Origin of the sequence: Buttiauxella massiliensis (assembly GCF_902500225.1) — a bacterium.
GTDB classification, from domain to species: Bacteria; Pseudomonadota; Gammaproteobacteria; order Enterobacterales; family Enterobacteriaceae; genus Buttiauxella; species Buttiauxella massiliensis.
In genome coordinates this window covers 370,686-386,095 of record NZ_LR722649.1, presented here as the reverse complement: position 1 = coordinate 386,095, position 15,410 = coordinate 370,686, and the positions used below count along the sequence as shown (strand labels likewise).

Here is a 15,410-nt window from a genome sequence, read left to right as displayed (position 1 = left end):
CTTGAACTAAGTTAAATCATTTCAGGCATGTTTCAGCCCATTAAAAGACAACCAGTGCACGGATTGTCTTTTATTTGTGTAAATTAATAAAAATACCTTGAACATAATAAGTACCACGTTATTATCCACTCGCACATTAAGATGATAATAAACATGCAGCTTCCTAAAAGTAAACTTTAAGTTAAATATGTTATTTAATTATGATATCTCATTAGTCCTACTCGCAGTAATTATTGCGTGCCTGGCTTTTTATGTCTCTTTTTGGCTATGTAAAGCTGGCGCTCGAAAAAAACATTACTGTTGGCCTTTATTTAGTGGCCCAACTATGGGCTGTGGTATTTGGGTTTTACACTACATGGTGATGCAGGCCCATCATCATAGTCATATTATAAATTATAACATTAAGATAACGCTGGCCTCTTTACTCGTCGCTATTATTGGTTGTTCCCTGGGGTTTGGTTGCTTTTTATTCAAAAAATTACGCAAAAATCACTATCTCATTCCTGCATTGATATTTTCTGCCACCGCAGCATCCATGCACTACCTGGGAATGGCTGCAATCATCAATACAGGTGATTGGTATGTTAGCAATGCTCATATCACACTTTCGCTAATCGTTATTTTTATTACTTCATTAGGCATGCTGCGTTTAACTCATTTGATGTTGGTTATGACGAGTAAAAACGACAGCTACGCCAACTTCTGCCGACTGGGTGCCACTCTTACTCTTTGTACCGGTGTAGCAATCATGCACTTTTTAGGTACAAGTAAAATGAATATGGAACCAATGGCCTCCTCATTTATTAGCATAAAACATGATGATTACATCGAAAACACGATAGCTATGACGATGGTAATACTTATTACCCTGGTATTTATGTTAGCTATCTTCATCTGGTTTATTAATTTCAAAGAACATTTGAGTAATGAACTTCTCAAAAGAGAGTTAATTTCTAAGAATTTGCAATTAAAACAAATGACGCAACATGATTCATTAACTCAATTGCCTAATCGCCTTTATTTACAAAATCATTTGAACACTCTATTTGATAAACAAATGCAACCACTGTTCATTATGTTTATTGACCTTGACGGTTTTAAACGTGTTAACGACGTCTGGGGACATGCCATTGGTGATGAGCTGCTGGTAAAGATATCTAAAATGCTCAGGAACGTTATTGGCAAGGGAGGATTTGTGGCAAGAATTGGTGGTGATGAATTCATCATCGTCGTTTGCGAAAAAACAGAGGATGCGGCGATCAAACTTGCCAAAAAATTGCTTTCAAGAATCTCAGATAGCTATGAACTCTCAGCAACAACAGTTGATTTCTTGTCTGCCAGACATCGGGATTTCTATTTACCCGGAGCATGGGCAAGATGTTGCCACACTTTTGAAAAAAGCCGATGTGGCGATGTATTACATAAAAGATAAAGGGAAAAACAATGTCATCTTTTACGATGAGATAGCAATGACATTGCCCACGTGATACCAGGTTAATACCAAAGAGTATTAATAGAGCAAGATAGCGAGTGTTAGTAACACTTATTTTTAAGCAATGGATGCTTGTAAATCATTCCAGACAGTGGAATTAGTAAAAAAGCAGACATTGATGATGAAATTTACTGCGTTGTATAACAAGTACAAAGACAAATGGTGGGCTTTACCACTTGTTCTCCCCTTCATCCTATACCCTATCACTCAGTATATGAGTGCTTATGGCAACGTTGATGGTTTCGAGGTATCTTTCTTTTACCTCAATATGGCACTTATGACAGCCCTCACCATGATTTATGGTTTTAAGGCACTTCCTGGTATCATACTGTGTGTATTTTACCGAGTTGCCCCTGATCGTGGCTTTGAGCCGGCAATTATGTCTGTACTACATTATTTTACTTCGATAGGAATAAGCTGTGCTGGTTATTACTATTTTACAGGTAAGCGTGGCCGAGCAAGCTTTGGGCGCTATAACCTAACCTGGCAGCGAATTTTTTGGCTGATATTTATTAATGCCACTTTATTCTTAAACTATTTCCAGGCTGTACTCTATCTGGGGATGTTTGGCGTACATCAAACAATGATGTACATATCTCCATTCACCACGCGAACATTGATAAGTTATCAGGGAATGTTGGTTGGGAATATGATTGGTTTGCCAATGTGTTATTTGGTAATTCGTTCATTCAGAACGCCATCATACATGAAGAAGTATATTGAAAAAATCCGTAATCAAGTTGCAGAAGACCTGCGAGCACTGGAGCTCATTTGTCTATTTGGTGCACTGATATTGCTTACGGCTCTCATGATCTCACCAATCAATCATAAATTAACGCTGATAAACTCTGTATATACCCTGACGTTACTATTACCCGTCATGATCTGGGGAACGCTACGTCTGGGCCATGCTGCCATTTCTCTCATTTGGTGGATGTTATTGGTCGTACTGTGCAATAACTATCAAAACTATATTCCTCAAACCGCCGATTACAAGTTACATCTGGCTGTTGCAACATCCTGCTTTGCGGCATTCTCAATAACAATTATTTTGATGGCTATAAATATTTCACGGCAACGTGCGTTGAATATTAAGTCCAAACGATTAATGAGCATCGATCCAGTTTTGCATCTGCCAAACTTGCTGGCACTTGATGCGGATTTAAACAAAAACACCGTCTCTGTCTTATGCCAATTATATATCCCTGACCTTGAGCTGCTGGGCCGCCATTATGGCTTACTCATGCAAGTACAGTACAAGCAACAATTGGCACATTATTTAAAGCCAGTGTTGGAAAATGATGAGCTTATTTATATTAGCTCAGGTCATGATTTAATCGTACGGATGTCCCCTTTAAATGCTGAAAAAAGAATTTCTGAGCTACACAACAAAGCCAAAACATTCCGTTATACCCGTGATGGGGTAAAGCTCTACCCACAAATTGGTTGTAGCTACTGCATCATTAACTACCCAGTGGGTCATCTATATTTATTAATTGGTGAATTACGAGCACTGGCAGAGATCTCCCTGACAACAAACTTGCCCGTGGATATGAGAAAGCAAAGCAGCCGCCAGGTACAAAGTCAGGTTAAAACTAAAGTCGACATGATGAATCAACTTCAATATGCGCTTGAGTTAGATCGGTTTGTTTTGATGGCTCAGCCAATAGAAAGTAAAAATGGTCACCGCTACCATGAAGTCCTGTTGAGAATGCTTGGTAGTAATGATGAACTTATTTTCCCGGATACTTTTTTACCGCTAGCAAATGAATTTGGCATGTCCTCGAGCATTGATCTATGGGTGTTAAATAACACCATGAAATATATGGATGAAACCCGTCATTCACGGCCAAATCAGTGCTTCGCCATCAATCTGACTCCAGCATCAATCTGCCGCACAGATATGGCGCATCTCATTGAAAATATGCTAATTAAGTACGGTATTGCGCCTGAGCAGATCGTTCTGGAAGTGACCGAAACCGATGAACTTACCAACAATTTACAAGCAGATAAGACACTGGATGCACTACAGCGTTTAGGCTGTAAAATTGCTATAGATGATTTTGGTACGGGTTATGCGAGCTATGCGCGACTAAAAAACATGCAGGCGAATATACTCAAAATCGATGGTAGTTTTATCCACAATATTATTTCCAGTGAAATGGATTACAAAATCGTGGAATCTATTTGTGAGTTAGCAAGAATGAAAAACATGACGTTAGTGGCTGAATTTGTCGAAACAGAAGCGATTCAGAATGCTCTATTCCGCATGGGAATTGACTATGTTCAGGGCTACTTCATTGGTAAGCCTGCACCTATCGAAACCTTACCGGCAACTGTTTAAGTCATAAAATCCGGCAGCAGAAAACATGATACAAGGGGTTTTCTGCTGTCGTCATGAATAATGATAAAGCAAATTCAGGACGTAAAAGTAGCGTAACGCACGTATCGAATGGGTTCGTTAGATTCTAAATAGATTAGGAAAGGTATGCTGGAGCGGGTGAAGGGAATCGAACCCTCGTATGCAGCTTGGGAAGCTGCCGTTCTACCATTGAACTACACCCGCTTAAGAAGTGCGTAGGCATTATAGACGTTCAGCTTTCACTGGCAAGCGCCTTTTCATTTTATGTGGTGGATTATTAAGCGATTGTTTTTATTAGAGGCATGCGAATATCTAACTCTTGTTGGCAAATCATTTCCCTTGTGATTCCCTCCCGTTTTCCCTTCGACCCAATAAGTTCTACAATGGTGAACTTTTCAAACTCACCGAGTCCTAAAATGATTGATGAGAACCGCCGCATACAGTCTGTTGAACGCGCAATGGCAATACTTGAAGATATTGCCGCTGCAGGTGGTGTCGCTCGTTTAGCCGATTTGTCAGCACGGCTTAATTTGAACAAAAGCACATTACATGGACTGCTCAACACTCTCTCAGCTCTGGGCTACATAACCCGCAAAGGGACGCATTACGCACTAGGTTTGCGTTTGCGGGACATCTCGCAACCTCTGGCGAACGCGGATGAACAATTGCGGGAAGTATTTACGCCGGCTTTATTGAGAATGGCGAGATTAAGTGGGGAAACCAGCTATCTGGCAGCCCCTTGTGGCACGCGTGAGTACCTTTATATTGATGCTATCGAAGGTTGCAATAATCTACGGGTAGCCAGTCCGCGCGGCCGCCGTGAAGGATTAACGACCTCCGCTATTGGCAAAATATTTTTAGCTAACGAACCTGAATTAGTGCGCAGTTTGCGACGAGCAAATCTCCTGCCGGCAAAACTTGAACAGGAATTACATATCATTCACGAGCAAGGCTATGCACTCGACCTTGAGGAAGCTGAAGTGGGGCTAAATTGTCTGGCTATACCGCTTCGTCGGCAAGGATGCGTTATTGCAGCATTAGGTGTAGCAGCTCCTGCCAAACGTTTAAGCAAGCCAGCCTTAACAGCGCTGGCGATCGCATTCAACCAGGCTTAGTTCGGCATTATCAAACTTTAGCCTCCAATCACCCTACCCATCTTCACAAATTGTTAGCTCACAGCAATCATTGGCGACTCTTTATCACATCAAGGAGTTTTCCAATGTCTGCTTTAAGTGAATCAACCGTTGTGCAAGTGATTGAACGCGCCCGACAGCTCGCACAAGAGATGAATTTTGCTATTAATATCAGTGTTGTTGATGACGCAGGTCTACTGCGCGGTTTTTTGCGCATGGACAACGCAGTCCCGGGGGCTATTGATGTTTCAATCAAGAAAGCACGCACCGCAGCACTTTTTCGTACGGACAGCCTGACTCTTGGTGCAGATGCTCAGCCAGGTGGCGCAATTTATTCTCTGGAGTCCACTAACGGTGGGCTGATTAGTTTTGGCGGCGGCGTTGTGCTCTACGATGAACATAACTACGCAACTGGTGCAGTAGGTATTGCCGGTGCAACGGTAGAAGCCGATCAAATCATTGCGCTGGCCGCAGCCGGGAGAGCATAAATGAGCACGCCACATCGTATTCATGCGGGTGTCTGGGCCCTGGCAGTTACTGCATTTGCTATAGGTGTGGCGGAGTTTATCGTCGTCGGCGTGTTGCCCGCCATAGCTCAGGATTTACATGTGTCTCTGGCTCAGGCCGGAAGCCTGGTCGGAACCTACGCGCTCGCGCTCGCCATTGGAACACCGATTGTCGTTCTTGGGCTTGCGCGATTGCCACGTAAGCCATTGCTGCTGGCATTAGTGACGACCTTTCTTTTTGGTAACCTGCTATCAGCATTTTCTACCGACTATCACATGCTATTGCTGGGTCGCATCATCACAGCAATTGCACACGGCAGTTTCTTCGCTATCGGTGCCACTGTCGCAGCCCGATTAGCAGCACCTGGTGCTGCAAGCCGGGCAATTTCCGTTATGTTTGCAGGCCTGACGCTTGCGATGGTTATCGGTGTGCCATTAGGAAGTGTGATTGGTAATGGGCTGGGCTGGCGTTTACCCTTTTTTGGGGTCGCAGTGTTAGCCGCAATTGCTCTGCTGGCAACGGCACGCTGGGTTCCGGTACTACCCGCGCAGAAGGCAGGCTCGGCGTTTATACAATTGTCTGCGTTAAAACAGCCCATGATTCTGGCGATGATGAGTATTACCGTACTAGGTTTTGGCGCAAGTTTTGCTGCCTTCACCTTTATCACCCCTATTTTGACTGGCATCAGTGGGTTTTCGACCCATAGTGCCAGCATGTTATTGGTGGTATTTGGCATAGCCACTTTAGTTGGGAACATGGCCGGAGGACGTTGGGCTGCAAGTCTCGGCTGGCCCACTGCGCTACGTCGTATGCTGCTGGGTCTGCTCGCGGTATTTGTGCTCCTGGCGCTCACCCTCTCCAGCAAACTGGCTGTTGTACCGCTGCTATTTATTTGGGGTGCACTGGCATTCGGGATGTCACCAGGTTTTCAGGCAGGAATGCTGGAAACAGCATCGCGCTGGACTCCTCGGGCAGTGGATTTTGCTTCAGCGTTGAATATCTCGGCATTTAACCTGGGTATTACTTTGGGTGAGATCCTGGGGAGTGGATTAGTGGCACAAAACAAGATGGTGCTAACGCCGTGGGCAGGAGTGCTGTTGGTGCTGGTTGCTCAAACTCCTCTCTTCTGGCTTACGGGTAAACACAATCAACGCACCTGATAGATAAAAGGGAAACCTCGCGGTTTCCCCTTCTTTTTTAAGCGTGAGCTGCCACTTTTTTCGGGAATACTATTAGAGCCACGATAGGTGAAACCACCATCAGCGCAAACACCCAGATAAAGCCCATTGTGAAGCTACCGGTTGCATCAATCGACCAACCAATTAATTGACTGTTCGCGGTAGCGATAACGAATGTACATACCCAGAACGTCGACATTGTATAAGTCACAGTTTGCGTATTGGCCCTTTTTAACGTCTCTTTTGGGATAGAGAAAATAAAGGCAAACCAGGTCGCAAACACAAAGCCCGTCAGGAATGAACAAACCAGAATCAGAATGTCATTGGTTGCGAACAGCATAATAAAGGTGGTAATTGCCATCGCGATGCTGGTGCTAAACAACCAGTTTTTATAATGGTAGCCGCGAGCTTTGCAGAATGGTCCTGCAATCGCACCGAGCATAATCCCGACCTGGTTTACCGTGCCGCTCAGGTGAGCATGCGATTCTGGCGGCAGGTGCGCGTATTTGGCGTAGTAAAGCGGCAGGAAGGTGAACATGAAAATCATCATGATCATCGCGCCGACATACTGGGCAATCATCCCCCACACAACGCGGTTAAAAATCGCATCTTTCATAATGCGCAGTTTATCCGTGCTGCCGTCGTGGCTTGCAGTAGTTACAGCAACTTCTTCATCGGTGAAGAAGATTAGCCACACAGCACCCAGAACCAGTGTAACCACACCATAGACCGCCAGCAGATTTCTCCAGCCACCAAAGTAGATAGACAAGCTACCTGCCAGCGTCAACGCGATAATGGTGCCGATGATATTGGAGGTGCAGTTTAAACTGTTGAGCGCAGATGCAGTTTTGTTACCAAACAAACGTGCCACGGTCGGCACCAGTGAAACCAGGCAAATTGCTCCGCCCAGACCACCCATAAAGCGAATCACTAACAGCAGGTCAAAATTATTGGTCCATGGGATAAATATCGATAACCCGGTCAGCACACAACCCAAAAGATAGGATTTCTTCGCACCCAGTTGCGCCGTCAGAATTGACGTGCAGAAGGCTCCAAGAATTTTCGCCCACAGAATCACATTCGACATCAACGCCGCATGAGAAACATCGATATTAAAATCGGCCATGATTTGCGGCATCACTGCACCGGTTGTCGCCCAGGCAGCGCCAAAAACCATATAGACCGCATATAGAACAAACTCGATTATCCACTTATTCACGCAGAAACCTCCTGAGCGCTCAGAGTGATGATTTCCAGCAGCATTTCGCTTGCCAGGCGCAGGGATTCTGCAGGGAGAAACTCTTTGGTGGAGTGGAAATTATGAGCACCGGTAAAGATATTCACCGTAGGTAAACCAGCTGGAGTGATGACACTGCCGTCATACCCACCACGCATAATTAGCGGCTTCGGCTCGATTCCCAAATTGCGCATCGCCTGTTGAACACTGGCAATAATTTCCGGCTTTTTGTCGAGACCCGCTTTGACATTATCGTAAGTATCAGATAGTTCCAGAATAATATTTTCGTGGCCGTAGCGATTTTGGAGTTGTTCGGTAATTGAACGTAGTGTTGCTTTTCTATTCTGGTAGCCGTCGATTTCAAAATCACGCAGTGCAATTTCAAGCGTAGCACTGACAGTATTACCGCTGATTTTATTCACCCAGAAATAGCCTTCACGACCCTCTGTTAATTCAGGACGTTCAGCTTCGGGTAATGCGTTAATCACTTCATTAGCGATTAATACGGCATTAACCAGTTTTCCTTTGGCGCTCATTGGATGGGCAGTCACGCCTTTAAAGGTCATTTTTGCGCTGCCTGCATACCAGTTTTCAACCACATATTCGCCGATACCACAGCAGTCGAGGCAAATACCAAAGTCGGCATTTAATGCGGCCACGTTTAATGCTTTGGCTCCGCGAATACCAATTTCTTCATCCGGGAGCAATACCAGTTTGATATCGCCATGTTTAAAGTCCGGTGTCGCAAGCATATAGCGAATGGCTTCGACGCCAGCGGCAATCGCGGCTTTGTCGTCAGCGCCCAACAGGCTAGTGCCATCAGTGGTGATAATCTCCTGGCCTATGTAGTCCAGCAATTCAGGGAATGCTTCAACGGTAATCGCATCGCCAGTCGCAGGCAGCACGATATCTGTACCGTCATAGTTTTTCACGCGTACAGCGTGGGTGTCATTCGCGTTATCTGGCGCTGTGTCGAGATGTGCAAAGAAGACAATGGAGGGCATTTCCGGGTTATTTGCGGCAAGGCTAAGAACGGTAATAGCATTATCGTTAATGGTGGTCTCAACAGCACTTTCAGTTGCGAACTCATCGGCAACAAGTTGCGCTAATTTGTACTGGTTTTCACAGCTAGGAAGGTGTTGATTATCTGCAACGGAAGTGGTGTTGATTGTTGTATACCTGATAAAGGTATTTATTATTTGGTCTGCATTGATATGTGTTGTCATTATTTGCTACTCACCATTAACATTGAATGGTTGGTAAATATCATAATTGCATCAACCTCGTCATATTCGTTATAACTCAGTTGTTATTTTGCAAAATATTAACCATTCATATTATGAATAGAAGTGTTTAGCATTATTAGTCAGGAAGGCGGGGTAATGCGTGATAGAGATCAATAGCGAGGGGATTTATTAAAAGCCAGATTCGCTCTGGCTTTTAATTATTAGCAGGAAGGTTTGCTGCCCATCGGAGGTAAATAACGCTGAGGATCAATCGCGTTTGCCCGGTAGCGAATCTGGAAATGGAGATTCACAGAATCCGAACCGCTGCTGCCCATGGTGGCAATTTTCTGCCCGGCAGTGACTTTCTGACTGGTGTTCACCAATGTCGTTTCGTTGTGCGCGTAGGCGGTGATGTATTCTTCGTTATGTTTGATCATAACTAAATTGCCGTAGCCACGAAGCTGGTTGCCGACGTAAACCACTGTTCCAGCGGCGGATGCGTAAATCGGTTGCCCGCGTTTTCCAGCGATATCAATACCTTTATTCCCACCATCACTATCGGAGAAAGGCGCAATCACTTTACCCGACGTCGGCCAGAGCCAGCATTTTGAGCCAACCGGAGGTGCAGCGACTTTCGCTACGCTACTTGTGGAAGATGAACGTGGTTTCGAGGTTTTCGCAACGGCTGTTTTCTTTGAAGAAGATGAAGAACCAGAGCTACTTTTAACACGGATTTTTTGCCCTATCTCCAGCGTATAAGGAGCAGGAATACCATTGAGGCGTGCCAGTTGGCCGACACTTGTGCCAGTCATGCGTGAGATTTTGGAAAGGGTATCGCCACGTTTGACAGTGTAAACCGAGCCGTTGTAACTGCCGGAGGATGCTTTAGAGCTGCCCGCTTTATTTGATGAACAAGCGACGAGTAACAGGCTTAGTAGGAGGATGAGGACATTGGGTGCCCATGTTCTGACTGTGCTTTCCTTGCTCAAACCAATCCTCTGAATACATTAACTAAAAAATGGGTTCCTCCCCGAAGGGAGGAACGAGTACAACTTACTTAACCGGGCGCAGAGCCGGGAACAAGATAACGTCGCGGATGGTGTGGCTGTTAGTGAACAGCATAACCATACGGTCGATACCAATGCCCAGACCCGCCGTTGGTGGCAAGCCGTGCTCCAGAGCAGTTACGTAGTCTTCGTCGAAGAACATCGCTTCGTCGTCGCCTGCGTCTTTCGCATTAACCTGGTCAGCAAAGCGCTGTGCCTGATCTTCTGCATCGTTCAGCTCAGAGAAGCCATTACCGATTTCACGGCCGCCGATGAAGAACTCGAAGCGGTCAGTGATTTCTGGATTTTCGTCATTACGACGCGCCAGTGGAGAAACTTCTGCCGGGTATTCAGTAATGAAGGTCGGCTGAATCAGGTGGCTTTCAGCCACTTCTTCGAAGATCTCGGTGACTACACGGCCCAGGCCCCAGCTCTTCTCGACTTTGATGCCGATAGCTGCTGCGATTTCCAGTGCTTTGCCCATATCGTCCAGATCTGCAATATCAGTTTCCGGGCGGTATTTTTTGATGGCTTCGCGCATGGTCAATTTGGCGAATGGCTGGTCGAAGTCAAAGATCTCTTCGCCATACTTAACCTGCGCAGTACCCAGCACGTCATGTGCCAGAGTACGGAACAGAGATTCGGTCAGCTCGATCAGATCTTTGTAATCCGCGTACGCCATATAGAGTTCCATCATGGTGAACTCTGGGTTGTGACGCGGAGAAATACCTTCGTTACGGAAATTACGGTTGATCTCGAATACGCGATCGAAACCACCCACTACCAGGCGCTTCAGATACAGTTCCGGCGCAATACGCAGGTACATATCGATGTCCAGCGCGTTGTGGTGAGTGATGAACGGACGAGCCGACGCACCGCCAGGGATAACCTGCATCATTGGCGTTTCAACTTCCATAAATCCACGTGCCACCATGAACTGACGAACGCCAGCCATGATTTGCGAACGAATTTTAAAGGTGTTGCGGGATTCGTCATTAGAGATCAGATCCAGGTAACGCTGGCGGTAGCGCGCTTCTTGATCCTGCAGGCCGTGGAATTTATCCGGTAGCGGGCGCAGTGCTTTGGTCAGCAGGCGCAGTTCAGTACAGTGAATAGAAAGCTCACCGGTTTTGGTTTTGAACAGCTTACCGCGCGCACCCAGGATGTCACCGAGGTCCCATTTTTTGAACTGCTCGTTGTAGATGCCTTCTGGCAAATCATCACGCGCAACGTAAAGCTGAATGCGACCACCAACATCTTGCAGGGTAACGAAAGACGCTTTACCCATGATACGGCGAGTCATCATACGACCAGCAACGGCAACTTCGATGCCCAGCTCTTCCAGCTCTTCGTTCTCTTTCGCATCGAAGTCAGCGTGCAATTGGTCTGAGGTATGATCGCGACGGAAATCATTTGGGAAAGCAATGCCCTGCTCGCGCAGGCCTGCCAGCTTCTCGCGGCGTGCTTTCAGTTCATTATTAAGATCGACCGCTTCGGTACCCTGTGCTTGTTGTTCAGACATGTTGGTTCCTCATAACCCTGCTTTCAAACTTGCTTCGATAAATTTGTCCAGATCGCCATCCAGTACCGCCTGCGTGTTACGGGTTTCTACACCTGTACGCAAGTCTTTGATACGGGAGTCGTCCAGTACGTAAGAACGAATCTGGCTGCCCCAGCCGATATCCGATTTATTGTCTTCCAGCGACTGCTTCTCAGCATTCTTCTTCTGCATTTCCAGCTCGTATAACTTCGCCTTCATCTGCTTCATTGCCTGATCTTTGTTCTTATGCTGCGAACGGTCGTTCTGGCACTGAGTCACTGTATTGGTCGGAAGGTGGGTAATACGCACCGCGGATTCTGTACGGTTAACGTGCTGACCACCTGCGCCAGATGCACGATACACATCGATACGCAGATCCGCCGGGTTGATTTCGATATCAATATCGTCATCCACTTCTGGATAAACGAAGGCGGAGCTAAAGGAGGTATGGCGACGGCCACCGGAATCGAACGGACTCTTACGGACCAGACGATGGACGCCAGTTTCGGTACGTAACCAGCCAAAGGCATATTCGCCCTGAATGCGAATAGTCACGGATTTAATACCGGCAACTTCACCTTCAGACTCTTCAATAATTTCGGTTTTGAAGCCACGCGCTTCTGCCCAACGCAGATACATACGCATCAACATACTGGCCCAGTCTTGCGCTTCGGTGCCGCCAGAACCTGCCTGAATATCGATATAACAGTCAGCGCTGTCATATTCGCCGGAGAACATACGACGGAACTCCAGCTGTGCCAGTTTGGCTTCGAGCTGGTCTATCTCAACAATGGTTTCATTGAAGGTATCTTCGTCGTCGGCTTCGATGGCCAACTCCAGCAAGCCGTTAACATCTTCCAGCCCCTGAGTCATTTGGTCCAATGTATCGACAATGGCTTCCAGTGCGGAACGCTCTTTACCTAACGCTTGCGCGCGTTCAGGTTCGTTCCACACATCAGGCTGTTCCAGCTCTGCGTTTACTTCTTCCAGGCGCTCTTTCTTGGCATCATAGTCAAAGATACCCCCTAAGAACGTCGCTGCGCTCAGTGAGGTCCTGGATGCGGTTTTTTACCGGGTTAATTTCAAACATGGTCTGTATTATCTTATGTTGATGACAGAAGACGAAAATGCGGTCGTAGACCGGAAAGTTTACCGGAATTACGCCGCTTTTTATAGCTTTGTTGCCCGTTAATAGCCAAGTAATAGGGCTATAGAGGCCAGATATGATCGATTAACAACTGAACGCTGCGATTACCGCGAAACTCATTTACGTCCAGCTTGAAAGCCAATTCAACTTCACGCACGCCGTTATCCGGCCAGCATGCGGTATCCACGTTAAAAGCAATGCCGTCAATCAACGGTCCACCGCCGATGGGTTCAACCATCACTTTAAGATGACGCTCGCCCACCAGCCGTTGTTGTAACAAACGGAATTTGCCGTCAAATAATGGCTCAGGGAACATCTGCCCCCACGGCCCGGCATCGCGCAGCATCTCAGCGGTTTCCAACGTCATCTCTTGCGCAGAAATAGCACCGTCTGACCAAATCACGCCCTGAAGCAATGCGGGATCAAGCCATTCGCCGATCAAATCGCCAAAGCGCTGACGGAATTCTTCGAATTTCGCCTCTTCCAGCGACAAACCTGCCGCCATTGCATGGCCGCCAAATTTCAGCATCATCCCAGGATACAGAGTATCGAGACGCTCAAGAGCATCGCGCATATGCAAGCCTTGCACCGAGCGGCCAGAACCTTTCAGCGTGCCGTCACCCGCGGGTGCAAATGCAATTACCGGGCGGTTAAAGCGCTCTTTGATACGTGAAGCCAGGATACCGACCACGCCCTGATGCCATTCCGGGTGGTACATCGCCAGGCCATATGGCAACTCATCATGGCTGTGCTCAAGTTGTTGGCACAGCGTTAGCGCTTCAACCTGCATGCCTTGCTCAATCTCTTTACGTGTCTGATTGAGTGCATCCAGCTCATTGGCCAACATCCGTGCTTCAGCAATATTTTCACTGAGCAGTAGCGCCACACCTACGGACATATCGTCCAGGCGCCCTGCCGCATTCAGGCGCGGACCTAGCGCAAAGCCCAAATCGCTGGCTGCAAGTTTTTGCGGCTCACGGTTAGCAACTTCCAGCAGTGCTTTAATACCTGGGCGACACTTGCCTGCACGAATACGGCTCAAGCCCTGCCAGGTCAAAATGCGGTTATTGGTATCAAGCGGAACAACGTCAGCCACGGTGCCTAACGCCACCAGATCCAGCAGTTCTGCAATGTTTGGAATCGCCAGACCCTGCTGTTCAAACCAACCGCAATCACGCAGATGAGCACGCATCGCCAGCATCAGATAAAAGGCTACGCCAACACCGGCAAGTGATTTTGACGGGAACTCACAATCAACCAAATTTGGGTTAACGATGGCATCAGCCGCTGGAAGTTCAGGCCCCGGCAGGTGATGATCCGTCACGACTACCGGAATGCCCAGTGCGTGAGCTCGTTCAACACCGCTATGGGAAGAGATCCCGTTATCGACGGTCAAGATCATCTGCGCGCCACGCGCATGAGCTTGATCCACAACTTCCGGGCTCAAACCATAACCGTCGTCGAAACGGTTAGGTACGAGATAGCTAACGTTTTGGCACCCAAGGCTGCGCAACCCCAGAACACTTAACGCGGTACTGGTCGCGCCATCGGCATCAAAATCACCGACCACGATAATGCGCAAACCTTCACGGAAAGCGTTATGCAGTATCTCAACGGCTTTATCCATGCCATTAAGTTGTTGCCACGAGAGCATTCCCTTCACACTGCGTTCCAGGTCTTGCTCGCCGCGCACACCACGGCTGGCGTAAAGGCGTTTTAAAAGTGGGTGCAATTGCTGGGGTAAGACCACGGATTCATCGACCGTACGGCGGCGAAGTTGTGTTTGCTGTTTCACCCTTTAACTACCCACCTACATTGGTCAGTTGCTGGTGTGCATCCAGCATTTGCTTCATCTCTTTCGGCCCCTGATAGCCAGGAATAACCGTGCCGTTACTCAGCACAATCGCAGGCGTCCCCTGAATGCCGAACTGCACGCCCAGGTTGTAATGGTTCGCGATATTCATATCGCAAGCCCCGCCAGCTACCGCTTCGCCTTTCATCGCCGCATCGAAGGCCTTTTTAGGGTCTTTTGCACACCAGATGCCTTTCATGTCGTTTTCGGTCTGGCTTTGCAGGCCCTGGCGTGGGAAGGCCAGATAACGCACGGTAATCCCCAACGCATTGTAGTCTTTCATCTCTTCGTGCAGCTTGTGACAATAGCCGCAGGTAATGTCGGTAAACACCGTAATGACGTGTTTCTCTTGCGGCGCTTTGTAAACGATCATCTCTTTTTCAAGCGCTTTAAGTTTACCCACCAGCAGCTGATTGGTAACGTTAACAGGCTGCGCACCGCTCACATCGTACAGCGGCCCCTGAATAACGTGTTTACCGTCTTCGGTCACATACAAAACGCCGCTATCGGTTAATACCGTTTTCATGCCCGCAACAGGTGCCGACTGAATGTCAGCATTTTGCACGCCTAACTTAGCAAGAGACTGCTTGATTGCTGCGTCGTCAGCATGAACAAAACCGGACACAGAGACCGCTAATAATGGGAGCAGCCACAAACGCTTTTTCATGATGATTCCTTATCTTCTACCAC

12 protein-coding genes, 1 tRNA gene and 1 pseudogene are annotated in these 15,410 nt (G+C 47.2%); 6 read left to right on the top strand and 8 right to left on the bottom strand.

From position 1 onward, the window contains the following. Positions 1–187 precede the first annotated feature (187 nt). The 3 genes and pseudogenes from GC128_RS04090 to GC128_RS04085 all read left to right on the top strand — a co-directional run. Positions 188–1,306 (top strand): annotated as a pseudogene (locus GC128_RS04090) (MHYT domain-containing protein); the annotation flags it as partial. Continuing rightward, positions 1,215–1,487 (top strand): diguanylate cyclase domain-containing protein, encoded by a 273-nt coding sequence (locus GC128_RS23275; RefSeq protein WP_407643459.1) that lies wholly within the window; start codon positions 1,215–1,217, stop codon positions 1,485–1,487. The pseudogene GC128_RS04090 and the gene GC128_RS23275, both read left to right, overlap by 92 nt. Positions 1,488–1,610: 123 nt before the next feature. Next, positions 1,611–3,836 carry a sensor domain-containing phosphodiesterase gene (locus GC128_RS04085; protein WP_193216215.1) on the top strand — a complete coding sequence of 742 codons (2,226 nt, stop codon included), beginning with the start codon at positions 1,611–1,613 and terminating at the stop codon, positions 3,834–3,836. A 148-nt stretch (positions 3,837–3,984) separates the two neighbouring features. On the opposite strand, the gene GC128_RS04080 is transcribed toward GC128_RS04085, so the two are convergent. Beyond that, a tRNA-Gly gene (locus GC128_RS04080) sits at positions 3,985–4,058 on the bottom strand. 212 nt (positions 4,059–4,270) lie between these two features. On the opposite strand from GC128_RS04080, the gene GC128_RS04075 reads away from it, so the two are divergent. From GC128_RS04075 to GC128_RS04065, 3 genes are all read left to right on the top strand, one after another. Continuing rightward, positions 4,271–4,969 (top strand): IclR family transcriptional regulator, encoded by a 699-nt coding sequence (locus GC128_RS04075; RefSeq protein WP_151993209.1) that lies wholly within the window; start codon positions 4,271–4,273, stop codon positions 4,967–4,969. A 104-nt stretch (positions 4,970–5,073) separates the two neighbouring features. Then, on the top strand, positions 5,074–5,475 hold the full coding sequence (locus tag GC128_RS04070; protein WP_151993208.1) for a GlcG/HbpS family heme-binding protein: 402 nt from the start codon (positions 5,074–5,076) through the stop codon (positions 5,473–5,475). Continuing rightward, positions 5,476–6,654: an MFS transporter gene (locus GC128_RS04065; RefSeq protein ID WP_151993207.1), complete on the top strand. Its 1,179-nt coding sequence runs from the start codon at positions 5,476–5,478 to the stop codon at positions 6,652–6,654. A 37-nt stretch (positions 6,655–6,691) separates the two neighbouring features. Here GC128_RS04065 and GC128_RS04060 read toward each other — a convergent pair whose 3' ends face one another. From GC128_RS04060 to dsbC, 7 genes are all read right to left on the bottom strand, one after another. Next, positions 6,692–7,891, bottom strand: a complete 1,200-nt coding sequence (locus GC128_RS04060; RefSeq protein ID WP_151993206.1) for an MFS transporter — start codon at positions 7,889–7,891, stop codon at positions 6,692–6,694. Continuing rightward, entirely contained in the window at positions 7,888–9,135 is a 1,248-nt protein-coding gene (gene pepT, locus GC128_RS04055; RefSeq protein ID WP_151993205.1) for a peptidase T, read from the bottom strand. The genes GC128_RS04060 and pepT overlap by 4 nt, the downstream gene beginning before the upstream one ends. A 221-nt stretch (positions 9,136–9,356) precedes the next feature. Further along, positions 9,357–10,124, bottom strand: a complete 768-nt coding sequence (actS, locus tag GC128_RS04050) for an amidase activator ActS (RefSeq protein ID WP_151993204.1) — start codon at positions 10,122–10,124, stop codon at positions 9,357–9,359. A 64-nt stretch (positions 10,125–10,188) separates the two neighbouring features. Beyond that, entirely contained in the window at positions 10,189–11,703 is a 1,515-nt protein-coding gene (gene lysS, locus GC128_RS04045) for a lysine--tRNA ligase (protein ID WP_151993203.1), read from the bottom strand. 9 nt (positions 11,704–11,712) lie between these two features. Next, positions 11,713–12,811 (bottom strand): peptide chain release factor 2 gene (gene prfB / locus GC128_RS04040; RefSeq protein WP_133522190.1). Its coding sequence is split into 2 segments (ribosomal slippage): positions 11,713–12,735 and positions 12,737–12,811, totalling 1,098 coding nucleotides; the frame shifts between segments, so codons are not numbered across the junction. Positions 12,812–12,929: 118 nt separating this feature from the next. Further along, positions 12,930–14,663: a single-stranded-DNA-specific exonuclease RecJ gene (gene recJ / locus GC128_RS04035; protein WP_151993202.1), complete on the bottom strand. Its 1,734-nt coding sequence runs from the start codon at positions 14,661–14,663 to the stop codon at positions 12,930–12,932. Between the two features lie 7 nt (positions 14,664–14,670). After that, positions 14,671–15,387: a bifunctional protein-disulfide isomerase/oxidoreductase DsbC gene (gene dsbC / locus GC128_RS04030; RefSeq protein ID WP_151993201.1), complete on the bottom strand. Its 717-nt coding sequence runs from the start codon at positions 15,385–15,387 to the stop codon at positions 14,671–14,673. Positions 15,388–15,410: the final 23 nt, after the last annotated feature.

Excerpts from the sequence above, each read along its gene's own strand:
- dsbC (WP_151993201.1), bottom strand. The coding sequence starts at position 15,387 with ATGAAAAAGCGTTTGTGGCTGCTCCCATTATTAGCGGTCTCTGTGTCC.
- GC128_RS04075 (WP_151993209.1), top strand. The coding sequence starts at position 4,271 with ATGATTGATGAGAACCGCCGCATACAGTCTGTTGAACGCGCAATGGCA.
- GC128_RS04070 (WP_151993208.1), top strand. The coding sequence starts at position 5,074 with ATGTCTGCTTTAAGTGAATCAACCGTTGTGCAAGTGATTGAACGCGCC.
- pepT (WP_151993205.1), bottom strand. The coding sequence starts at position 9,135 with ATGACAACACATATCAATGCAGACCAAATAATAAATACCTTTATCAGG.
- GC128_RS04065 (WP_151993207.1), top strand. The coding sequence starts at position 5,476 with ATGAGCACGCCACATCGTATTCATGCGGGTGTCTGGGCCCTGGCAGTT.
- GC128_RS23275 (WP_407643459.1), top strand. The coding sequence starts at position 1,215 with ATGAATTCATCATCGTCGTTTGCGAAAAAACAGAGGATGCGGCGATCA.
- GC128_RS04085 (WP_193216215.1), top strand. The coding sequence starts at position 1,611 with ATGATGAAATTTACTGCGTTGTATAACAAGTACAAAGACAAATGGTGG.
- lysS (WP_151993203.1), bottom strand. The coding sequence starts at position 11,703 with ATGTCTGAACAACAAGCACAGGGTACCGAAGCGGTCGATCTTAATAAT.